Source organism: Erythrobacter sp. S249 (assembly GCF_057364975.1).
Map to the genome: position 1 here is coordinate 1,216,433 of NZ_CP200287.1, position 21,287 is coordinate 1,237,719.

The 21,287-nt window shown below is 57.8% G+C and carries 24 protein-coding genes; 9 read left to right on the plus strand and 15 right to left on the minus strand.

What is annotated here, in order from left to right; genetic code table 11:
* Nucleotides 1–3: 3 nt before the first annotated feature.
* From AC0V6V_RS05610 to hisB, 10 genes are all read right to left on the minus strand, one after another.
* Nucleotides 4–450 carry an ExbD/TolR family protein gene (locus AC0V6V_RS05610; RefSeq protein WP_486164452.1) on the minus strand — a complete coding sequence of 149 codons (447 nt, stop codon included), beginning with the start codon at nucleotides 448–450 and terminating at the stop codon, nucleotides 4–6.
* A 139-nt stretch (nucleotides 451–589) separates the two neighbouring features.
* Nucleotides 590–1,300 (minus strand): protein TolQ, encoded by a 711-nt coding sequence (gene tolQ, locus AC0V6V_RS05615; RefSeq protein ID WP_472643085.1) that lies wholly within the window; start codon nucleotides 1,298–1,300, stop codon nucleotides 590–592.
* Nucleotides 1,297–1,764, minus strand: coding sequence for a YbgC/FadM family acyl-CoA thioesterase (locus tag AC0V6V_RS05620; RefSeq protein WP_486164453.1), 468 nt, complete (start codon nucleotides 1,762–1,764; stop codon nucleotides 1,297–1,299). The genes tolQ and AC0V6V_RS05620 overlap by 4 nt, the downstream gene beginning before the upstream one ends.
* Nucleotides 1,765–1,864: 100 nt before the next feature.
* Nucleotides 1,865–2,242, minus strand: coding sequence for a histidine triad nucleotide-binding protein (locus AC0V6V_RS05625; protein WP_486166051.1), 378 nt, complete (start codon nucleotides 2,240–2,242; stop codon nucleotides 1,865–1,867).
* Nucleotides 2,243–2,246: 4 nt separating this feature from the next.
* On the minus strand, nucleotides 2,247–2,558 hold the full coding sequence (locus AC0V6V_RS05630; RefSeq protein WP_486164455.1) for a phosphoribosyl-ATP diphosphatase: 312 nt from the start codon (nucleotides 2,556–2,558) through the stop codon (nucleotides 2,247–2,249).
* 15 nt (nucleotides 2,559–2,573) lie between these two features.
* On the minus strand, nucleotides 2,574–3,356 hold the full coding sequence (gene hisF, locus AC0V6V_RS05635; protein ID WP_486164457.1) for an imidazole glycerol phosphate synthase subunit HisF: 783 nt from the start codon (nucleotides 3,354–3,356) through the stop codon (nucleotides 2,574–2,576).
* Between the two features lie 291 nt (nucleotides 3,357–3,647).
* The gene (locus AC0V6V_RS05640; RefSeq protein WP_486164459.1) at nucleotides 3,648–3,938 is read right to left on the minus strand and encodes a hypothetical protein; all 291 of its coding nucleotides are present in this window, start codon (nucleotides 3,936–3,938) and stop codon (nucleotides 3,648–3,650) included.
* Between the two features lie 12 nt (nucleotides 3,939–3,950).
* Nucleotides 3,951–4,679, minus strand: coding sequence for a 1-(5-phosphoribosyl)-5-[(5-phosphoribosylamino)methylideneamino]imidazole-4-carboxamide isomerase (hisA, locus tag AC0V6V_RS05645; RefSeq protein WP_486164460.1), 729 nt, complete (start codon nucleotides 4,677–4,679; stop codon nucleotides 3,951–3,953).
* Nucleotides 4,676–5,305: an imidazole glycerol phosphate synthase subunit HisH gene (hisH, locus tag AC0V6V_RS05650; RefSeq protein ID WP_486164461.1), complete on the minus strand. Its 630-nt coding sequence runs from the start codon at nucleotides 5,303–5,305 to the stop codon at nucleotides 4,676–4,678. The genes hisA and hisH overlap by 4 nt, the downstream gene beginning before the upstream one ends.
* Nucleotides 5,298–5,903: an imidazoleglycerol-phosphate dehydratase HisB gene (gene hisB, locus AC0V6V_RS05655; RefSeq protein WP_486164462.1), complete on the minus strand. Its 606-nt coding sequence runs from the start codon at nucleotides 5,901–5,903 to the stop codon at nucleotides 5,298–5,300. The genes hisH and hisB overlap by 8 nt, the downstream gene beginning before the upstream one ends.
* Before the next feature lie 122 nt (nucleotides 5,904–6,025).
* On the opposite strand from hisB, the gene AC0V6V_RS05660 reads away from it, so the two are divergent.
* The 3 genes from AC0V6V_RS05660 (at nucleotide 6,026) to gmk (ending at nucleotide 7,715) form a co-directional block, all read left to right on the plus strand.
* Entirely contained in the window at nucleotides 6,026–6,529 is a 504-nt protein-coding gene (locus AC0V6V_RS05660; protein ID WP_486164463.1) for an SspB family protein, read from the plus strand.
* Between the two features lie 55 nt (nucleotides 6,530–6,584).
* Nucleotides 6,585–6,989 carry a hypothetical protein gene (locus AC0V6V_RS05665; protein ID WP_486164464.1) on the plus strand — a complete coding sequence of 135 codons (405 nt, stop codon included), beginning with the start codon at nucleotides 6,585–6,587 and terminating at the stop codon, nucleotides 6,987–6,989.
* A 66-nt stretch (nucleotides 6,990–7,055) separates the two neighbouring features.
* Nucleotides 7,056–7,715 carry a guanylate kinase gene (gene gmk, locus AC0V6V_RS05670; protein WP_486164466.1) on the plus strand — a complete coding sequence of 220 codons (660 nt, stop codon included), beginning with the start codon at nucleotides 7,056–7,058 and terminating at the stop codon, nucleotides 7,713–7,715.
* A 549-nt stretch (nucleotides 7,716–8,264) separates the two neighbouring features.
* Here gmk and AC0V6V_RS05675 read toward each other — a convergent pair.
* The 4 genes from AC0V6V_RS05675 to AC0V6V_RS05690 all read right to left on the minus strand — a co-directional run bounded on the left by AC0V6V_RS05675 (nucleotide 8,265) and on the right by AC0V6V_RS05690 (nucleotide 12,230).
* Entirely contained in the window at nucleotides 8,265–8,909 is a 645-nt protein-coding gene (locus AC0V6V_RS05675; protein ID WP_486164468.1) for a hypothetical protein, read from the minus strand.
* A gap of 90 nt (nucleotides 8,910–8,999) precedes the next feature.
* Entirely contained in the window at nucleotides 9,000–9,803 is an 804-nt protein-coding gene (locus AC0V6V_RS05680; protein ID WP_486166052.1) for an SDR family oxidoreductase, read from the minus strand.
* A gap of 26 nt (nucleotides 9,804–9,829) precedes the next feature.
* Nucleotides 9,830–10,969, minus strand: a complete 1,140-nt coding sequence (locus tag AC0V6V_RS05685; protein WP_486164469.1) for an acyl-CoA dehydrogenase family protein — start codon at nucleotides 10,967–10,969, stop codon at nucleotides 9,830–9,832.
* An 82-nt stretch (nucleotides 10,970–11,051) separates the two neighbouring features.
* Nucleotides 11,052–12,230 (minus strand): acyl-CoA dehydrogenase family protein, encoded by a 1,179-nt coding sequence (locus AC0V6V_RS05690; protein ID WP_486164470.1) that lies wholly within the window; start codon nucleotides 12,228–12,230, stop codon nucleotides 11,052–11,054.
* 216 nt (nucleotides 12,231–12,446) lie between these two features.
* On the opposite strand from AC0V6V_RS05690, the gene AC0V6V_RS05695 reads away from it, so the two are divergent.
* The 4 genes from AC0V6V_RS05695 to AC0V6V_RS05710 all read left to right on the plus strand — a co-directional run bounded on the left by AC0V6V_RS05695 (nucleotide 12,447) and on the right by AC0V6V_RS05710 (nucleotide 17,536).
* A complete protein-coding gene (locus AC0V6V_RS05695) occupies nucleotides 12,447–13,910 on the plus strand; it encodes an MFS transporter (protein ID WP_486164471.1) in 1,464 nt (487 codons plus the stop codon).
* 87 nt (nucleotides 13,911–13,997) lie between these two features.
* Complete coding sequence (locus tag AC0V6V_RS05700) at nucleotides 13,998–15,332, plus strand: acyl-CoA dehydrogenase family protein (protein WP_486164472.1); 1,335 nt, start codon at nucleotides 13,998–14,000, stop codon at nucleotides 15,330–15,332.
* 27 nt (nucleotides 15,333–15,359) lie between these two features.
* Entirely contained in the window at nucleotides 15,360–16,448 is a 1,089-nt protein-coding gene (locus AC0V6V_RS05705; protein ID WP_486164474.1) for a Zn-dependent alcohol dehydrogenase, read from the plus strand.
* On the plus strand, nucleotides 16,448–17,536 hold the full coding sequence (locus AC0V6V_RS05710) for a phosphotransferase family protein (RefSeq protein ID WP_486164475.1): 1,089 nt from the start codon (nucleotides 16,448–16,450) through the stop codon (nucleotides 17,534–17,536). The genes AC0V6V_RS05705 and AC0V6V_RS05710 overlap by 1 nt, the downstream gene beginning before the upstream one ends.
* Before the next feature lie 18 nt (nucleotides 17,537–17,554).
* On the opposite strand, the gene AC0V6V_RS05715 is transcribed toward AC0V6V_RS05710, so the two are convergent.
* Nucleotides 17,555–19,945 carry a S8 family peptidase gene (locus tag AC0V6V_RS05715; protein ID WP_486164477.1) on the minus strand — a complete coding sequence of 797 codons (2,391 nt, stop codon included), beginning with the start codon at nucleotides 19,943–19,945 and terminating at the stop codon, nucleotides 17,555–17,557.
* Between the two features lie 228 nt (nucleotides 19,946–20,173).
* Here AC0V6V_RS05715 and dapD point away from each other — a divergent pair, with 228 nt between their 5' ends.
* Together dapD and AC0V6V_RS05725 are read left to right on the plus strand one after the other, a co-directional pair.
* Nucleotides 20,174–21,010 carry a 2,3,4,5-tetrahydropyridine-2,6-dicarboxylate N-succinyltransferase gene (dapD, locus tag AC0V6V_RS05720; RefSeq protein WP_486164478.1) on the plus strand — a complete coding sequence of 279 codons (837 nt, stop codon included), beginning with the start codon at nucleotides 20,174–20,176 and terminating at the stop codon, nucleotides 21,008–21,010.
* An 87-nt stretch (nucleotides 21,011–21,097) separates the two neighbouring features.
* A complete protein-coding gene (locus tag AC0V6V_RS05725; protein WP_486164479.1) occupies nucleotides 21,098–21,250 on the plus strand; it encodes a hypothetical protein in 153 nt (50 codons plus the stop codon).
* Nucleotides 21,251–21,287: the final 37 nt, after the last annotated feature.

Here is a 21,287-nt window from a genome sequence, read left to right on the forward strand (position 1 = left end):
GGGCTATGGCGGCGAAACTGAACCGCTGGTGACCAGCGAGATCGAAGAAAAGCCCGCGCGGTTCAATTCACCCATCACAGCCATCACTCTGCCGTAATCAAGCGTGCGGTCGCCGCGCAGCACAATCGCGAGCTGCTGGCCATCACTCCCGCGATCAATCTGTGCCAAAGCCTCGGGGAACGCGCCCGGTTCCACCGCGGCATCGTCAATGTAGATCACGCCCGCACCATCGACAGAGATCATTACCTGCTCCGGTGTCTGATCAATCGGATTGGCGCGGCTTTCCGGCAGCTCAATCGGCACACCAGAGGCGAGCAGCGGCGCTGTGACCATAAAGATGATTAGCAGCACGAGCATCACATCGACAAAAGGCGTGACGTTGATTTCCGCCATCGGCGCACGGCGCGAACGGCGCCCGCCGCGAGAGCTAGAGGCCAACCCCATCGCCATTAGCTTATTTTCCTTCCGCACGCCCGTCCGGGCGCGCGAACTCCTCGCTCATGCGGCCATAAGCCGCGTCGCTGCGGGCGGGCAGTCGCCCTTGCGGCTGCTGCGCAGCCGAACATCGCCAATCGCAAACCTCGCTTTGTCATGCCTTGTCCAGCTCCCTACTCAGGCCAGCGTGGAAACGGTCCGCAAAACGCTGCAATCGCGCCTCAAACCGGTTCACCCGGTTGCTAAAGCGGTTGTAGGCGATGACCGCCGGGATCGCGGCAAACAGGCCGATTGCAGTTGCGAACAGCGCCTCGGAAATGCCCGGTGCAACCACAGCCAGCGAGGAACTTTCCTGAGCGCCGATTTGGAAGAAACTGTTCATGATGCCCCAGACCGTGCCGAACAGCCCGACAAAAGGGGCCACCGATCCGGTCGTAGCCAGAAAGTTGAGCCGCGCGGCAAGTTCATCCGCTTCAAAAGCAACCTGGCTCTCCATCGCTGCGCCGATCCGCTGGCGCGCTGCATCGCGGTCAACGCTGGAGGATTGGGTCGACATTTTCCATTCGCGCAGACCCTTGGCCGCGACGCGCGCAGAGGCGACCTCTTTCTGCGTGCGCTTGCCCAGCACCGCCTCATGGTCGCTGGTCTCAAAAAAATCCTCTTCATAGCCGCGCGCCTTACGCTCCATTCCGCCGATCCGCAGGCTGAAAGAGACGATGATCATCCACACCCAGATGCTGGCAAGGATCAAGCCAGCCATCACCAATTGCACAACAATGTCGGCGTCTAGAAACAGCTCAACCGGGTCGAGCCGGGTCGGCGCAGCAGCAGCGGCGCTCGCCGCAAGCGATGAAAAAATCGTCATTTAGCCTCTTGGTCCATGAAGTTCTGAAAGGCCGCTCGCCAAACACCAGGCTGACGCTTTGGGCGACCTTCGAGAGAGATAAAGCCGACGCGCAAATGCGCCTCGCACAGGGTTTCTTCGCCGCGCTTTGCGATCTGATGCATGCGGCAACTCGCCGCGCCCAGCTCTGTGCATGTGGTCACAATCACCACATCATCATCAAGTTTGGCCGGGCGCAGATATTTCAGGTTGATCTCAGACACCGCATAGGCGCCCTCATCCGCCTCAATCGCGGCGCGCTGATCAATCTTGAGCATACGCAGCAGGTCAGAGCGCGCACGCTCAAACCAGCGTAGATAATTCGCGTGATAGGTAATCCCCGAGAGGTCTGTGTCTTCGTAATAGACGCGCACCGCATAAAAATGGCGCGGCCCATCAAAGGCGCCGCCAGGAAAATTCAAAGACTGCGGATTGGGGTTAACCATGGTGCAAACCGTCTAACGCAGCGGGGATTCGCTGGGAAGTGGGCTTTTCACGCCTGATGATGAATGGCGGTGAAACGAGTCTTATCTGCGATAAGATAGGTTACGCGCTGATCATCCGGCCGAGCGGCTGGCCACCAAAAATGTGCACATGCAGATGCGGCACCTCTTGCCCGCCATGCGCACCGATATTGGCGAGCAGGCGGTAACCCGGCTCAACCAGCCCCTTGGCCCGCGCCACTGTGCCAACCGCTCGAACAAATCCGCCAATCTCCGCGTCCGAAGCCGAGGCCGAAAAATCATCCCAGCTGACATAGCGGCCCTTGGGGATTACCAGCGTGTGGACCTCTGCCTGCGGATTGATGTCTTCAAAGGCGAAGGCCCACTCATCCTCATAGACCTTGATCGAGGGAATTTCGCCGCGCAGGATTTTGGCGAAGATGTTCGCATCATCATAGGGCAAGGTGGCATCAATCGGCATGTAGCTACTCCCGAGAGGCTTTTTCATCGAGGCCAGAGACACCTTCGCGCCGGTCGAGCTCGGCCATCACATCGCCAATCGCAACGCCCTTATGACCCAGCAGCACCATGAGGTGAAACAGCAGATCGGCAGCCTCACGAACCAGCGCATCATCGCCTTCGCTAAGTGCGGCAATAATCGTCTCGGTTGCCTCTTCGCCTAGCTTTTGCGCGATTTTGCCCAAGCCCTTGGCATTGAGGCTGGCGACATAGCTGGCATCCGGCGCAGCGTCAGCGCGCGCGGCAATGGTTTGTTCAAGACGTTTCAACGTATCCATATGACTAACCTTGGTTCAAACGCCGCGTGCGGGCAAGCCAGCGGCTCTCAGCGCTTCATGGGCTTCAGAGACGGTGTGCTCGCCAAAATGGAAGATTGAGGCAGCCAAAACCGCGCTCGCATGACCTTTCGTGACGCCTTCAACCAGATGATCGAGAGTGCCCACCCCGCCGCTCGCGATCACGGGCACGCTGACTTTGTCCGCGATTGTGCGGATCAATTCCAGATCATACCCGGCCTTGGTACCATCGCCGTCCATGCTGGTGACCAGCAGTTCGCCTGCGCCCAAATCGGCGACTTTCTGGGCATATTCGACGGCGTCGATGCCTGTTGGTTTACGCCCACCATGGGTAAAAATCTCCCACTGCGGAACCGCCTCACCAATCGGCAGGACAACCCGCCGCGCATCCACGCTGGCGACGACGCATTGGCTGCCAAACCGCGCAGCGATTTCGCTTACCAGCTCTGGCCGGGCAACCGCGGCAGAATTGATCGCGACTTTATCAGCACCTGCGAGCAGCAATTCGCGCGCATCCTCAACGCTGCGGACCCCGCCGCCGACGGTCAGCGGCATAAAGCAAACCTCCGCCGTGCGGCGCACCATATCGAGCAGCGTGCCGCGCCCTTCGTGGCTGGCGGAGATGTCTAGAAAGCAAAGCTCATCCGCGCCCGCCGCATCATAGGCGCGCGCTTGCTCAACGGGATCGCCAGCGTCTTTGAGGTCGACGAAATTGACCCCTTTGACCACGCGGCCTTCGGCCACATCAAGGCACGGAATTACGCGGATGCGGACGGTCATGGTGCAACCACTCCGGCAAACATCAAGGCAAGCCAAATGAAGTATGCGCCCAGAACAGTATTTAAAATCAGCACAATTGCGAAACCTACCGGCTGGTTTGACCGACTTTTTAGAGCGATGTTCGGCCCCCAACCGATCTCACCGCTTCGCCAACCTTTAACGACCAGCCAAAGCATGCACGATCCGAGCACCATCAGGATTAAGATGAGTAGCAAGTTCAAGATCTCTTAGACCTCACAAAAGCAGCGCACCTTGATCTAATCAGGCAAGGGATCACTCGGCTACGGACAGTCATTGGGTATTCTCCTTTAGCGTCGCAAGAAAAACGCCCATTTCGAGACACTCGTCTCCGACACAATCCTCGCCAGACTTGAAGGCGATCAAGCCGTAAGGCCACAAAAAGCTTGCAAAAAACGCTCCCGCCATGCCGTAAACTAGGCCATTCTGCCCAAAGCGCGGCTCAATGAATTTAGCAACAGCCAAAGCCAGCGCTAGAAACACAACAACATTGATCAACGCATACTCAATTGTGCCAACCGTTATCCCTGCGAGGAATGTGAGGCACAGAAAGAGGACGCCCATAAACCGCATGGATCACGCCCGCGCCCCCATCGCAATTGCCGCCGCCAGATCAAGCTTCCCTTCATACAAAGCGCGGCCCGTAATCACGCCTTCGATGCCCTCTTTTGCGTGCAGTGAGAGGACGTGAATGTCGTCCAAGCCCTTTACCCCGCCGCTGGCGATCACCGGAATGTCGACCTGCCGCGCTAGCTCAAGCGTCGCATCGATGTTCGCGCCTTTCAGCAAGCCGTCGCGGCCAATGTCGGTGAACAGCAGGCTCGCTACGCCCGCGTCTTCGAACCGGCGAGCGAGATCGACCACCGGGACATCCGAGACATCGGACCAGCCTTCGGTTGCGACCATGCCGTCTTTCGCGTCGACCGCGACGACGATGCCGCCTTCCCACTCGCCAGCCATCTCTTTGACAAACTCAGGGTTCTTGAGTGCAGCAGAACCCATCACCACGCGCGAGACGCCGAGCTTAAACCAGCCTTCGACCCCTGCCGCATCGCGGATACCGCCGCCCAATTGCACGTGACCGGGAAAGGCCGCGATGATGGCTTCCACAGCCTCGCGGTTCTCGGTCCGGCCGGCAAAACTGCCGTCGAGATCGACCACATGCAGGTGCTGCGCGCCGCTTTCTGCAAACAATTGCGCCTGCGCGACAGGGTTGTCGCCATAAACCGTCGCGCGGTCCATATCGCCCTCGGCCAGGCGCACGACTTCGCCGTTCTTCAGGTCAATGGCAGGGAAAATAATCATGCGGGGTCCCAATTTAGGAAGCGTTCGAGCGTTTCCAGCCCGTAAGTCTGGCTCTTTTCCGGATGGAATTGCACACCGAGTAAATTGTCCTTGGCAACCGCCGCGACAATCCCCTCACCGTGGTCGGTCAATGCGGCAATGTGCTGCGGGTCTTCGGCGGCGAAGTGGTAGGAATGGAGGAAATAGGCCTCGCCCTCCTCCACCACATGATGGCCGCGCGCATGGGGCAGCAATGCGACATCGTTCCAGCCCATATGCGGCACTTTAATTGCCGGATCTGTCGGTTCGATCAGCCGGACCTCGCCCGGAATCCAGCCAAGTCCGGCGGTTACCCCGTGCTCCAACCCGCGAGTGCAAAGCAGCTGCATACCCACACAAATGCCCAGAAACGGCGCGCCGCCCACCTGCACTCGCTCTGTCATGGCCTCAACCATGCCGGGAATTGCGCGAAGGCCCTCAGCGCAGGCTTTGAACGAGCCGACGCCGGGCAAAACGATCCGGTCAGCGGCGCGAACGGTGTTCATGTCTGCCGTCACATCGACTGCGGCGCCAACCGCCTTCAAAGCGTTGTGGACGGAATGAAGATTGCCCGCGCCATAATCTATGAGGGCAACCCTCTCACCCACCGAGCTGTCCCTTAGTGCTAGGGATTGCGCCGGCTTTGCGCGGGTCTTGCTCCACCGCAGTGCGCATTGCGCGGGCAAAACCCTTGTAGATCGCCTCGCAAATGTGGTGATTGTTTTCACCATACAGCAGCTCAATGTGCAGTGTGATCCCTGCAGATTGTGCAATTGATTCAAACCAATGGCGGATCAACTCAGTGTCCCATTCGCCCAACTTCTCTTGCGAGAATTGCGCATTCCATACGCAATAGGGACGGCCAGAGATGTCCAAAGCCACACGCGCCAAAGTCTCATCCATCGGGGAGTAAGCACTGCCATAGCGCCCAATCCCAGCCTTATCGCCCAGCGCATCGGACAGTGCCTGACCCAGCGCAATCGCGCTGTCTTCGGTCGTGTGGTGCTGATCCACATGCAGATCGCCCACCACCTTCATCGAAACATCGATCAGGGAATGCTTGGAAAATTGCTCGACCATATGATCGAGAAATCCAATCCCGGTGGAGATGTCATACGCACCGGTGCCATCGAGATTAACCGTAATAGCAATCTCGGTTTCCGCCGTTTTGCGCTCTATCGTGCCTGTGCGAGCTGTTTTTTGCATAAAGCGCGCTATAGGCGCACCGCAAATTGACGCAAGCACTCGCACGCCGCCGGGCGTAAGTGCGAACATAAGTTACCAATTTGCTTGACCAGCGCGGCGCGGCTCGCCACCCTTTAAGCATAATGACTGAAGACACCCCCGATAGCCTGATCCCCTATGATGAGATCGTCCAAGAGGCACTGCGCGCCGTGGTTGGCCGCGTGCTTGGCGAAATCGTCGCTGGCGGCAGCGAGCTTCCTGGCACGCATCATTTCTACATCACCTTCAAAACCGAGGCGCCCGGCGTCTCGATCCCGCCGCATCTGCGTGAGCGGTTCCCTGATGAAATGACCATCGTGCTGCAAAATAAGTTCTGGGAGTTGGAAGTTACCGACGAAGGTTTCTCCGTGGGGCTGTCGTTCAATCAGATCCCGGCTAAACTGTCCGTGCCATTTGCGGCGATCACCGCATTTGTTGATCCAGCGGTCGATTTCGGCCTGCAGTTTCAGGCGACCGTCGCCGATATGGCTCCGGAAGAGCATGAGGACGCGGAAAATGACCTCATCGAGAGCGGCGCAGAAGAAGCAGCCGAGGGCGCTGATGATGGCTCGAACGTGGTCACAGTGGATTTCGGACGCAAGAAGTAGCCGCCTGCCCTATGGCAATGCGGATCAATGGCGCCCGCCGTGCATTGAGTGATTAATGAGCAACTTAGAAAAACCATCGCAGGACTTGGTCCCCGTCTCGGCATCGGATGACGAGAGCGGCGAGGTGCGCGTTCTCGGCCCCAGTACAAACCCGGCGACTAACCTGCTGATCGCGGATATTGTCCTGCGAGGCGCCTCAAGCCTGTTTCGCAAGCAGGCAGAAAAAGGCATCGTCCGCACCAGTGAAGACGAACAAAGCGCGCGCGATATGCTGGACGGGCGCGGGATTTTGACCACTCTGGCGCTATACGGTGTGAGCAAGCTTGCCACGCGCTCTGTGCCCGGCCTCGCGATTGTGGCGGGCGGGTTGCTGGCCAAGACGCTGTATGATCGCGGAAAATCGATCGAACTTGGGCGCAGCGCGCGCTCAAAAAAAGGCGCAAGCGAACCACTGGACTGAGTCCAATCTTGCCCGCGCGCGGTCACAAGACTTGATTTAACCGCCCAGTTTGCGGCATCGGGTCGCATGGGCGAAACACCACAGCATACCAATGATGATCCCGGCCACCTCAATCGCCGCGGTTTGATGTTCATTCTTTCCTCGCCATCGGGCGCGGGTAAGACGACTTTGTCTCGAATGCTGCTGGAGGCGGATCCCGAAATCGCTTTATCCGTCTCGGCCACCACGCGTCCGCCGCGCAAGGGCGAAATTGACGGCGTGCATTATCACTTCGTCTCGGATGCGAAGTTTGACCAAATGGTCGAAGAGGACGACTTTTACGAGTGGGCACCGGTGTTCGATCATCGTTATGGAACGCCCAAAGGTTTGATCCGCAATGCCTTGAAAGAGGGGCAGGATTTCCTGTTCGATATTGATTGGCAAGGCACTCAACAACTCTATCAAAAGGACCAGCAGGACGTCGTCAGTGTGTTTATCCTGCCGCCGAGCCTCGAAGAGCTGCGCCGCCGCCTGGAAGAACGCGCCACTGATAGCGGCGATGTGATCGATGGCCGGATGGAGCGCGCGCGCGGAGAGATCAGCCACTGGGCCGAATATGACTATGTCGTGATCAATGATGATGTCGATGCGTGCTTTGCCAAGGTCCGCGAGATCCTGGACGCAGAACGCATGCGCCGCACGCGGCAGACGGGTCTGATCCCGTTTGTGCGCGAATTGATGGGGTAGGCTTCTACCGGAAACGTCCGCTTGCGGCTTAGTGGTGTTCGTCTCACTTGCCCTTTTCCAATTGATCGAATACTCAAAGTCTCGATCTTCGGGGGTGAGTGATCGCGCACACTGCGTTAGCCCAGTGCCGGAAATTTGGCGAAGCACTACTATCCGATCTTTGCATTGGATCACCTTTGCCTAGCTGACCGACGGCCTAACGAAAGTAGATGATACATCATGCGAACATTCATGTTAGTCTTTGGTTGGGGCGCGATTTTCCTTTCCGCCGTGTGTATCCTGGGTCTCCTGGGGGAGACGATCGAACCATTTAAGGTTTTCAAATCCATTTCTGCGCCTTGGATGGAAAATGTTCAGCCAGTAATCTCAACCGTCACAAACAGCCTGTTCGGAGTGGCAAAAGAGAGTATCATCAACCTCTGGACCACAGTTGGTTTGCCACTGATTATCGGCCTAATCGTTCTCCTAGTACCGCGCCCGACGTGACTTTATTGAGTGCGCGATCATTCAGGCGGTTGTTCTTTTTTACCGCCAGTCACCGGCAACAATCTAAACCGTCCCTTTCCGATCCAACTCTTCCAAAAGCTCGCGCAGCTGCTCGCCAATGATCGCGCCGCTATCGCCGCCGCCATAGTTGAGAGCGCCGCTTGAGAAGGTCGTGCCAAACGTTTCGGCAAGAGCGTGAGTTTGCAGCACGCCTGAGGCGAAATCGCGCGTGGTTAGCGTGTCGAGCGGATGGATATAGGCGCCCCACACCAGGTTTTGCGCCACCGCATAACGCGCATCGAGAGCCGTATCGAAATTCGCCTGCATCAAGCGCTCCATCGCGCCATCTGGCAAATCCGAAACGGCGGCTATCGGAGTAATCACGCGCATGCGGCCCTGGCTGATATCAGTGACCACCAGAATGCTGCGTTCCTGCAACGTAAACTGCCAAGAATTGCCAGTGCGTTGCGCGTCTCCATCAAGCGCGCCAATCACCTCATCCATCTGATCGAGCACGGCTTTGAGCTCTTCGCTGATTTCTGGCGTACCCTCAGGCGTCTCGCCATTCTCTGGCGCGGGCTCGCTAAAATCAGGGGCCGGTTCTGCGTCCTGCGCATCGGCATAGGGTGCCGCCGCAATGCCCAGCCCTAGAAAGATCGTGAGCGATGCCGCCTGAATAAGCTGATAGCGGCGTTTGTGTTTGGACATAGTGTAATCCTCCGGCAGGCGCGTCTCTTACAACTCAGTTCGAGAGGCGCAGGCCGAAGGTTACAAGTTTTGAAGCCGTAAAGGCTGTGATTAGCCAGCAGGATCGTTGAACATGCTGGGCAGTGAAGCGTTCACCACCCCGCCATCGACTGTTACTGTATCGCCAACCACATAATCACCGGCGCGGCTGCACAGATAGATAGCAGCCGCAGCCATATCTTCCTTCGTGCCGACGCGCTTGGACGGGATCATAGCAGCCGAAGCGTCAGGCGCATTCTTGGCGGCCTTGTTCATCTCACTTGGGAAAGCGCCGGGCGCGATCGAGGTGACGATGATATTGTCTTGGATCAGACGTGCGGCCATCCGCTTAGTCAGCTGGATGACGGCCGCTTTCGATGCCTGATACGGATATGTTTCCCACGGGTTGATACGCTGGCCATCAATAGACGAGACGTGGATCACCTTTGCCGGGTGATCGCCCTTGCCGCCTTCAACCAGCAGATCGTGCAGTTTTTGCGTGAGGAAAAACGGTGTTTTGACGTTCAGGTCCATCGTGCGGTGCCAGCCCGCTTCGCTAAACTCCAGATAAGGCTGGCCCCAAGCCGCACCAGCATTGTTGATCAGGATATCAAGCTTGTCCTCGCGCTTCGCCATTTCATCGGCGAGGCTTTGGATGCCATCCATCTGGCTGAGGTCAGCGGGAATACCGATCACTTTGTCTTCGCCGAATTCAGCAATGGTTTCCTGCATCTGCTCAACCTTGCGCGCCGAGATGTAGACCCGCGCGCAGCCAGCGGACAGCAGGCCCTCAACAAACATCTTACCAATGCCGCGGCTGCCACCGGTCACCAGAGCAACGCGGCCGTTAAGGCCAAACAGGGCGTTCATATCCATCATAATTCTTGCTCCAATTGGAAGGCTTAGTAGCCGCTCATCTCGGCCACACGGCCAGCATGGTAATAGGCATCGCCAAGGAATTCGCTGAGCGCCCGGTCGCGCTTCATATAGAGGCCGATGTCATATTCGTCAGTCATGCCAATGCCGCCGTGCATTTGCACGCCTTCGCGCACGGCGAGACCTGCGGTTTGTGAGACCTTTGCCTTGGCAACAGATGCCATCAGGTCAGCTTTCTCGCTGTCGCCATCGAGCAATTGCTGCGCCTTGATCACGGAAGCACGCGCAATCTCGACCTCGGAATAGAGGTGGCTTGCGCGGTGTTGCAGCGCTTGAAACTCGCCGATCAGCTTCCCGAATTGCTTGCGCTGCTTGAGGTATTCGACAGTCATATCCATTGCGCCGCTGGCCACGCCAACGCCCTCTGCCGCCGCGCCGACGCGCCCTGCCTTCAGCATGGCGTTGAGCACTTCGCGTCCGCCATCGACTTCGCCAATAACCGCGTCACCATCCAGCTCTACGCCATCAAAGGTGGTGTGGGTCGCGACGGAACTGTCGACTAGGCGAACCGCATCGTGGCTCATATTTGCCGCGTCCTTGGGCACCGCGAACAGAGTGATGCCGTCTTCATCATCATCGCTGCCGCTGGTGCGAGCCGCGACAACGATCATGTCAGAGCTTGCGCCGTGGATGACGAAATCTTTCTGGCCGGAAAGCTTGAAGCCATTGCCTGACTTTTCAGCGCGCATCTTGATCCGCTCAGGGCGATGCTTTGCGCCTTCATCAATTGCCACGGCAAACACGCTTTTGCCTTCGATCAGGCCGGGCAAATAGCGTCCGCGCAGATCGCTGGAACCGTGGTTCAGCGCGGTGGCAGCCAAGACTGAGCTGGTCAGAAACGGCGAAGGTGACAGATTGCGTCCGATCTCTTCGAGAACAATACCTGCCTCGACATGGCCCATGCCAAGCCCGCCATCTTTTTCGCCAACAAGAATGCCGGTGAAGCCCATTTCGCCAAACTGCTCCCACAGCGCATGGCCAAATCCATCCGGGCAATCACGGTCTCTCCAATGGCGCAATTGCTTAGCAATATTGCCTTCTTCAGCCATAAATTGGCGCGCGCTGTCGGCCAGCATGGCCTGGTCGTCATTGTGGTAAAGGGGCATAGTCCCTTGATCCTCTCATACGTTTATTCGTGCGGGCCGCCCGCGCGATTTGCGGGGCGGCCATGTGTGCTTGAGCTCTCGATTAAGAACCGGGCAGGTCGAGAATGCGCTTGGAAATCACATTCAGCATGACTTCCGATGTGCCGCCCTCAATCGAGTTAGCCTTCGTCCTCAGCCAGTTGCGAGATGGCTTGCCGCCGCTTGTTTCTTCGCTTTCCCATTCGAGGCTACGCGAGCCGCCAGCTGACATCATCAGCTCGTGGCGGCGCTTATTGAGCTCAGTCCCTGCGTATTTCATCATGTTCGGCTGGGCGGGATGCGCCTTGCCAACCTTGATTTCATCGAGGAATTTCTCGCCCATCGCGCCATAAGCCAGCGCATCAACGTCGAACATCGCCAGCTCTGCGCGCAGGACTGGGTCCAGCTCGCCAGCGTGGCGCTTCATCGCCGCGCCGATCGTACCGGTGTTGCCGCCGTCAGCGCCGGAAATCATCTCACGTTCGTGGCCGAGCAGATATTTCGCCACGTCCCAGCCGCGATTAACCTCGCCAACTTGCGCAGGCAGGCCTTCGCCATAGCTCTTGGGCACCTTCACATTGTCCATGAAGGTTTCGCAGAACGGCGAGTTGCCGCTGATCAGCTTGATCGGCTTGGTCGAACAGCCTTCGCTTTCCATGTCGAACAGCATGAAGGTGATGCCTTGATACTTGTTCTCTTTGTCAGTGCGCACGAGGCAGAAAATCCAATCGGCTTGGTCAGCATAGCTGGTCCAAACCTTCTGACCGTTGACGATCCAGTGATCGCCTTTGTCCTCGCCAAAGGTTTGCAGACTGACCAAATCGCTGCCTGAACCCGGCTCCGAATAGCCCTGGCACCATCGGATTTCGCCGCGCGCAATCTCGCCCAGAAAATGCTTCTTTTGCTCTTCGGTGCCGAAGTGCAGCAATGCTGGGCCAAGCATCCAAATGCCAAAGCTGGAGAGCGGCGGGCGCGCATTTATGCGGCTCATTTCCTGACGCAGCACCTTGGCTTCTTCAGGCGCGAGGCCTGCGCCGCCATATTCTTTCGGCCAAGCTGGAACCGTATAGCCTTTCGCAAGGCACGCATCGAACCACGCCTTTTGCGCGTCATTCTTGAAGGTTGCCCGGCGGCCGCCCCAATAAATGTCGCCTTCATCGCGGACAGGTTCGCGCATCTCAGCCGGGCAGTTCGCCTCCAGCCATGCGCGGGTTTCTTGGCGGAATTGTTCTAGATCGGACATGTCGCCGACTCTCCTCTCAACTAAGCTCCCACTTGACGCTTACGTTATGGTCATTTGCCCCATGGCTGCAAGCATAGAAATTCGATCGATAGCATGCCGTAACGTCAAGCGGTTTCGATTGACGCGCACAACGCTTAGCTTACGCTTGCGTCAGGAGTTTGGGAGAACTTTTGTGATCAGATTCGCAGCGAAGACGGCGCACGGCAAGGTGCATGAATGAGCTTCGTTAAAGGCAAATTGCCCTTAAAATTAAAGATCATCCATGGCTTTGGCGCGGTCGCGTTTGGGGTCAAGGATGGCGGATTTCTGTTCTTCCTGCTGTTTTATTACAGCCAAGTGCTGGGAATGGATGCCGGCCTTGTTGGTCTGGTGCTGCTCGGGGCACTGCTGATCGATGCTTTTATCGATCCGATTATCGGCTATCTGTCGGACCGCACCTACACCCGTTGGGGCAGGAGATTGCCGTGGCTTTATGCAGCGCCGATACCACTGGCCTTCGCCTGGGTACTGTTGTGGTCACCGCCGGGCGGCGAGGCCCCAACGGCGCTGGGATTGCTTGGCATTATGGTCGCGGTGCGTTTGCTGCTGTCAGCGTGCGAAGTCCCCTCAACCAGCCTCATTCCTGAACTGACATCAGATTATAATGAGCGGACCACCTTGTTCCGCTATCGATATTTGTCGGGCTGGATGGGAGGCATCATGATGATGGTGCTGGCCTACACCGTATTTATGCCGGGCGAGAACGGATTGCTGGTACAGGATGGCTACCCCGCCTTCGGCGCATTCGGCGCGGCCGTGATGGCTGTGGCGGTGCTCGGTTCCGCCTATGGCCAGCACTCCATTGTCGCCAAATTGCCAGATACCAAGCCTCCGCCTTTCAGCCTCAAAGACGCATTTTCTGAAATCAAGGAAGCGTTTAGCGAAAAGGCATTCCTGATTTTCGCCGCAGGTGGCCTCGCCGCTTACATCAGTCAGGGAATGACATTTTCGATCTCTAACTACCTAAACCTGTTCGTCTGGCAGCTTGACCGGGTGACGTTCGATTGGGCTCCGGCGTGGCTTAATGGCCTGACCGCCTATCCGTTCGTCCTGGCCATTTCAGTCATCGGCATGTTCATGATCGTCGGCCCGATGCATGCCCGCTTAGGCAAGCCAAAAAGTGCGGCAATCAGCGCCTTCATCGCGCTTGCATTCGGCCTAGCTCCCTATGGACTTTTCCTGATTGGATGGTGGCCAGAGGTTGCCTCATATTCTTCGACTTTCCTTTATTACGCCTTCGTGATCTTCGCGAATATGTTCGGCGTGGTGATCATGATCTCCGCTTCATCGATGATCGCAGAAATTGTCGAAGCCTTTGAAGAGCGTACTGGACGCCGTGCAGAGGGATCGTTTTATTCAGGCAATTGGCTGGTCCAGAAATGCGCAACCGGCTTTGGCGCGGCTTTAACCGGACAGATCATCGCCATTTCGCAGTTGGAACAAGGGGCCGACCCGACATCCGTTCCAGCAAGCGTGCTTTCAACAATGATCATCAGCTTTGCTGTTGCAACCATCGTGCTGGCGCTTTTAGCGGCCTATTGGCTCGGCAGATTTCCAATTACGAAGGAAGAACATGAGGCACGCGTGGAAGCGCGCGATGCCGCATTGGCCGCGCAAGGACATTCACCCGGACTTAGCTAGAAGTTCCACAAAAGAGAGCTTGGCGGGTCAGTTGCACTCTGCCACGGTTCTCTCAACAGATTCGAAGATAGAGAGAGGAAACCCCCAATGGATTTTCAGCCAACCGAACGTCAGGTTTATTGGCGCGACCGCGTGCGCGATTTCATCGAAGCGCATGTTCGCCCCAACATGGACACCTATAAAGCGCAGGATGCCGAGGGTGATCGTTGGAAGGTGATCCAGATCATCGAAGACAAGAAGAAGCTGGCGAAGGAAGCTGGCATCTGGAACCTCTTCATGCCGCCTCGCAATGAGGGCCATCATCACGTCGAAGAGACGTTCGAATTCGAAGGCCCCGGCCTGACGAACCTCGAATATGCTCTGTGCGCGGAAGAGATGGGCCGCATCGGCTGGGCCAGTGAAGTCTTCAACTGCTCCGCGCCTGACACTGGCAATATGGAAGTGTTCCACCGTTACGGCACCATTGAGCAAAAGGAAAAATGGCTGCGGCCGATCATGAACGGTGAAATCCGTTCTGCCTTCCTGATGACGGAGCCCTTCACCGCTTCGTCTGACGCGACCAATATCGAAACCCGGATTGAGCGCGACGGCGATGAATATGTGATCAATGGCCGCAAATGGTGGTCGTCGGGTCTGGGCGATCCGCGCTGTAAGGTCTCCATCGTAATGGGCAAGACTGATCCAACAGCAGGCCGTCACGCACAGCAATCAATGCTCTTGATGCCTAACGACGCGCCGGGAGTTAACATCATCCGTCACCTGCCCGTATTCGGCTATGACGATGCGCCGCACGGCCATATGGAAGTCGAAATGAAGGACGTTCGCGTCCCGGTCACCAACATGCTGCTGGGCGAAGGTCGCGGTTTCGAGATCGCTCAAGGACGCCTCGGCCCAGGCCGTATCCACCACTGCATGCGCACCATTGGCGTTGCTGAAGAGGCGCTGGCAAAGATGTGCAAGCGTCTGCAAGAGCGCGAAGCATTCGGCAAACCGATCTATAAGCACTCAGTCTGGGAAGAGCGCGTGGCGCGTGCCCGGATCGATATCGACATGACCCGTCTGCTGTGTCTCAAGGCTGCTGATATGATGGACAAGGTGGGCAACAAATCAGCCAAGCAGGAAATCGCGATGATCAAGGTTCAGGCGCCGAACATGGCTCTGAAAATCATTGACGATGCGATCCAAGCCCATGGCGGCGGCGGTGTGTCGAACGATTACGGCCTCGCCAACGCTTATGCGCATCAACGCACCTTGCGTCTCGCCGATGGTCCCGATGAAGTGCACGCACGCTCCATCGCCCGAATGGAATTTGGCAAGCACGCCCCGGAAGCAGGGCCGACCGCCAATGCGCTGCGCGGCAGCGGCAATGCCGCCAATGATGCTGGCAGCATGAGCTCGGGCGATATGGGCGCCACCCGCTAAGCGGGGGCAAAAGGGGAGAGGCCAGCTATGGCAAAGGCAGCAATTCTGGAGACGCCAGGTGAAGGCCTCGTCATTGGCGAGGTTGAACTGGCCGATCCAGCGCCGCACGAAGTGCTGATTGACACCAAGGCCTGCGGCCTGTGCCATTCAGATCTGCACTTTATCGACGGGGCATATCCGCATCCTCTCCCAGCCATTCCGGGGCATGAGGCAGCCGGCATTGTCCGCGCCGTGGGCAGCGAAGTGCGCTCCGTCAAACCCGGCGATCACGTCGTATCATGCCTCAGTGCCTTCTGCGGGACCTGCGAATTTTGCGTGACTGGGCGCATGGCCCTCTGCCTTGGCGGGAACACTCGCCGGGGCAAGGGTGATGCGTTGCGCATTACCCGCAACGGCGACGAACCCGTCAATCAGATGCTCAACCTGTCGGCATTCTCTGAGCAGATGCTGATCCATGAGAATGCCTGCGTTTCGATCGACAAAGACATGCCGCTAGATCGGGCGGCGATCATTGGCTGCGCGGTCACAACCGGCGCGGGCACGATCTTCAATGCTTGCAAACTGACGCCGGGACAGACTGTCGCGGTGATCGGTTGCGGCGGGGTTGGCCTTGCGGTTGTTAATGCGGCCAAGATTGCCGGCGCTGGTCAGATCATCGCCGCCGATCCGCTCCCGGAAAAGCGCGCATTAGCAGAAGCGTTGGGCGCAACTCACACCGTGGACGCCATGGCCGATGATGCCGCCAAGCAGATCACAGCAATCTCAAACGGCGGTGTCGACTTCGGCATCGAAGCAGTTGGGCGTCAGGCCTCCGCCGACCTCGCGGTCGCATCTTTGCGGCGCGGCGGAACAGCTGTGATCCTCGGTATGATGCCACTCGATTGCAAAGTCGGGCTTGGCGCGATGGATCTGCTCGGCGGCAAGAAGTTGATGGGCGCGATCATGGGAATGAACCATTTCCCGGTCGATCTTCCGCGGCTCGTGGATTTCTACCTTCGCGGTCTACTCGATCTCGATACGATCATCGCAGAGCGGATCGGGCTCGATGAAATTAATGCTGGTTTTGACAAAATGCGCGCCGGCAATTCCGCGCGCAGTGTGGTGGTATTTGACTGATGACTGACAATTCTGCTCCGCAAATCGATTTCGACAAGGAAATGGTCGGGACGGTTGAAGTGGCGGACGCTGACAAGCTCGATATGGACAAGCTGACTGCGTGGTTTGAAGCCAATGTCGAAGGCTTTGCCGGGCCGATCAGCTACACCAAATTCAAAGGCGGGCAATCCAACCCAACCTATAAGATTGAGACGCCCGGCGCGAATTACGTTCTGCGCCGCCAACCCTTCGGAAAACTGCTGCCGAGCGCACACGCGGTCGACCGCGAATATGCGGCGATGACGGGGCTTTATCCAACCGGCTTTCCGGTACCGCGCACCTATGGTCTATGCGAAGACCCCGAGGTTCTGGGCTCAAAATTCTTCGTTATGAGCATGGCTGATGGACGCAGCCTGTGGAATGGTGCTTTGCCCGGATGCTCCAAGGAAGAGCGCCGCGAACTTTACAATGCGCTGATCGATACGATCGCGGATATGCACCTTAAGACACCGTCCGAAATCGGACTTGGGGATTATGGCAAGCCCAATGATTATTGCGCGCGCCAGATCAGCCGCTGGTCAAAACAATATAAGCTCTCTGAAACAGAGCACATGCCGCAAATGGAGCGGCTCATTGAATGGCTGCCCGAGACGATCCCGCCGCAGCATGAAAGTTCCGTGGTGCATGGCGATTACCGGCTCGACAACGTGATTTTTCACCAGACAGAGAACCGCGTGATTGTCGTGCTCGATTGGGAGCTTTCAACGCTTGGCGATCCGATTGCTGATTTCAGCTATTTGATGCTCAACTGGTTTCAGCCTGCCGATGGCCGCGCCGGATTGCTCGGGCTCGACTTGGGTGAACTGGGCATTCCGACGGTCAAGGAAGCGGTTGAACGCTATGTCGCGCGCACCGGCTATCCCGTGCCGCCGATGGAATGGTACTTTGCCTACAATCTGTTCCGGCTCGCAGGCATTATCCAGGGTATTAAGAAGCGCGTGATCGACGGCACCGCCTCGTCCGCTCATGCGAAAGCGATGAGCGAGCGGGTCGCCCCGCTGGTCGCGCGCGCTTATCAATTTGCCATCGAAGCGGGAATGCCAGAATAAGCTATTCGCTCAGCGCGCTCAGAACTCCGCGCTAAAGCTCACTACTGCACCCGCATCATCGCGTGACGCGGCGAAGTGCCCCGGATCGCGGCGATAGAACAGGCTCGCCGAGGCATAACCGAACGAAAGCGGCCCTTGCCAGGCAAGTTCGCCCATCACTTCGCGCCCCTCCGGAGAAAGCGAAAGCCGCTGCGTTCCAAAGACTGCGCTCTCGGTCGCATAGTCATAGGCCACCGGCAGGTCGAGGTTCAGCCCGCCGCCGCTCACCCGCAATGGCTGACTAAAGCGAAGGCCCAGACTGTCGCTGTTGGTCAGCACGCCGTAGCGCGTCACATCGAATGACCAAGCTTCGCTCAGTAATTGTGAGCCGTCACCAAGGAGTGATCCACCACGGGGGCGAGTAATGCCTTGACGATAAGCCCCGCCCACTCGCCAACCGCGAGCAAATTCATGGCCCAATTCGGCGTCCAGAAACACCGTGTCCGCCCTGCCAATGCCAAGCGCATCGTGGAAATGCGCACCCAGCAGGGTGTCCGTTTCCTGCATCCACGTGAGCGAGACAATCGCGTCCACGCCCGCTATGGAGCGATCCGCAGCCAAGCCAAAGCTTTGCGTCGGCCGTTCTTCGCGCACGCCTGTAAGCACATCTTCGGCCTGTCTGTCCGCGCCCAATAGCACATCGCCGCGATCCGCCGAGACAGTCAGCCCCCAAGGGCCAAGCTGGTGGCGTGCGGCCAGTGAAAACTCGCTGCTTTGAAAAAATCCATCATCACCGTTCGCTTGTGGTGCGATGCGGAAGGCTGGCCGGTCCGTGCCTTGCATCTGAGCGACTAGGCCGCCTGCGCCTTGCGACAATGCAAAGCCTAACTGAAGATCAGGCGCTATCTTGGCCGCAACGCGCGCCGCCAGAACCCGCGCGCCTTGCGCCTCCTCTGGAGTCAGTTGCAATTGCTGAGCCCAAGCGCGCTCGCCAGTGCGGGCCGTGTCTCCAATAGTGAAGGCCATCGACACAGCGCCGGTCGTTCCGCCGCGGCTGATGCCGCTGCGCTCAACCACGCCGCGAAGGCGCTGAACCTGCGCAGAATTGCGTGTCTGTGTGCCCAGGTCATAGGCATAAGCCCGGTCATACCTATCGGTCACAACTGCCGTTAGACTGGTTCTGTTCAAGGCATCGCCCATGGCGGCCGAACCAATCACGACGTCATCGGCCAGCGCCAGTCTCGACTGGGTTCCGCCTAGGGTGGTAGTGCCCGCTGGCGCAAACGCAGCCTCAATATCAAGAATGCCCGAGCCGAAGACCGCGTCAACGCCGGTCGCGCCAGCATCCCGCGCGCTGTCGAGCAGGATCTGCACAATCTCTTGGCCGGTTAGATTTGGGAAAGCCTGCGCCAGCAGGGCAACAGCGCCAGACACCTGAGGAGCGGCAAAGCTGGTTCCAGAAAACAATGTGACGAATTCGCCCCCATTAATGTTTTCAACGAACAGCTCGCCATTGTCATAGACGCAGCAAATGGTTTCGCCGCGCGCATTTATGTAAGAGCTGGCAAAGTCACCGGCACGGTTTGAGAAATCCGAAATCGCGCCGTTTTCATCGACCGAGCCGACGATGATTACATTGCCGTTGCCGGCCTGCTGAATGCTAGACGCGAAAGCGTCTGGCTGGTCAGGGTCAATGTTTGGATCCGAACCGTCGCCAGAATTGCCGGCCGACACAACAATAGCCAATCCTGCATTGGCGGCCCGTTCCACCGCATCAAGCAGACTTCGCGATGCGAAACCGCCGCCCAAGCTTATGTTGACCACGCTCGCACCAGAACTGATCGCAAGATCAATGCCATCGGCGATGTTCCCGTCGCTGAACAAGCATCCGAGCGATGGGTCAGACGGCGTGTCTATACCGCAAGAGCCGATGTTGTCGGCCCGAACCGCAAGGATGTCGGCATCAAACGCAATTCCCAGCACACCGATGCCATCGCGCCCTCCGGCGGCAACCAATGCCACGTTTGTGCCGTGATCATCTTCTGGATCGACCCCGCGATTGCCGACGACATCTGCAGAATTAGCATTCACTCGGCCAGCGAATTCAGGACTGTCCGTATCCAGACCCGTATCGATGATCGCAATAATCTCTCCAGCCCCAGTGAACCCCTGCTCCCAAGCCGAGACAGCGCCGTGAAAATCAGGCCCATCAGAACGGCGAAATTCCGCGGTGTCAAAATTGGTTGTGGGTGGAGGCGGCGGTGGTGGAGGGGGTGGCGGCGGCGGCGGCACTGGGGCAGGTACCGGCGTTGATATTGGCCCGGCTCCGCCAGCGCCGCCTGCGCTTCCACCGCAAGCACCGAGCGCTGCACACGCTGTCGCCGCAACGACAATTTTCAAGTTGACCGGGCAATTGGGCTTCTTATTCATCAAGATCGTCCTTCGTGTGCCCCTCTAAGGACAAAGCTTAAGTCCAAGGTTAATAACAAGGCAAGCCGATTGCTTGGCTAAACGCCGAATTGCGCCAGCGATGTTGTGAACTCTTGTGACTATGATCTCAGCGGGCTAGCAGCACAACAACCTTGTAAATTACGAGAAGGCATTGCGGCGAATTTTCCGGCTGAAGGCAAATTCAAGAGCAGTCATTTTGGAGAAAACATGTCAGAAGAGTTGATCACCCAAATCGAAGCTGCATGGGAAGCGCGCGCTGATATCACTCCGGGGAGCGATGTACGCCACGCGGTGAATGATGCTCTAGCCTTGCTCGACAGCGGTCAGGCCCGGGTGGCAGAACCCGATGGGAATGACGGGTGGCGTGTGAACCAATGGCTGAAAAAAGCGGTGCTGCTCTCATTCCGGCTCAGCGACAATCACGTGATGGAAGGTGCCTCGGCTGGTGAGGCAGCTTATGACAAGGTCCCCACCAAGTTTGCTGGTTGGGGCGAAAGCCGGTTCAACGACGCCGGTTTTCGCGTTGTCCCGGGCGCAATCGTTCGCCGCGGCAGCCACATTGGCAAGGGCGTTGTCCTGATGCCAAGCTTTGTAAACATCGGCGCATTTGTTGATGAAGGGTCGATGATCGACACCTGGGCAACCGTCGGTTCGTGCGCGCAAATCGGCAAGAATGTCCATATCTCTGGCGGCGCAGGCATCGGCGGCGTGCTGGAGCCGTTGCAGGCCGAGCCCGTGATCATTGGCGACGGTGCATTCATTGGCGCGCGCAGCGAAGTAGCAGAGGGCGTGCGCGTTGGCGAAGGCGCTGTACTCTCAATGGGCGTTTACCTAGGGGCATCTACCAAGATCGTCGACCGCGCAACGGGCGCGGTCCACCGCGGCGAAGTTCCACCCTACGCAGTGGTCGTCCCGGGCGCACTGCCGGGCAAACCTTTGGCTGATGGCAGCCCCGGTCCGTCGCTCTATTGTGCGGTAATCGTGAAGACAGTGGACGCGCAAACTCGTTCTAAAACAGGCATCAATGAGCTGCTGCGCGATTGATTAGAATATCGAGCAGCCCAGCAACCTTGGAACGATTGCTGGTTCTCTCCGTTAAATTATCTATAACTACGCAGAGTGGAGGGCTTTATGCATAAAGAAGGCGACGAAATTCACATCGAAGATGACGATGCTACGGCTGCGGTAAAAACTGGCGCGATGCGCTGGGTGCTCGGCATCAGCCTAGCCGCTGCGGTCATTGCGATGACCCTCGTCTGGGTTATTCCTGCGATCTACGGCTAAGGGCCGACTTCCGAATTCCGGCCTAGCGAGTGAGTGC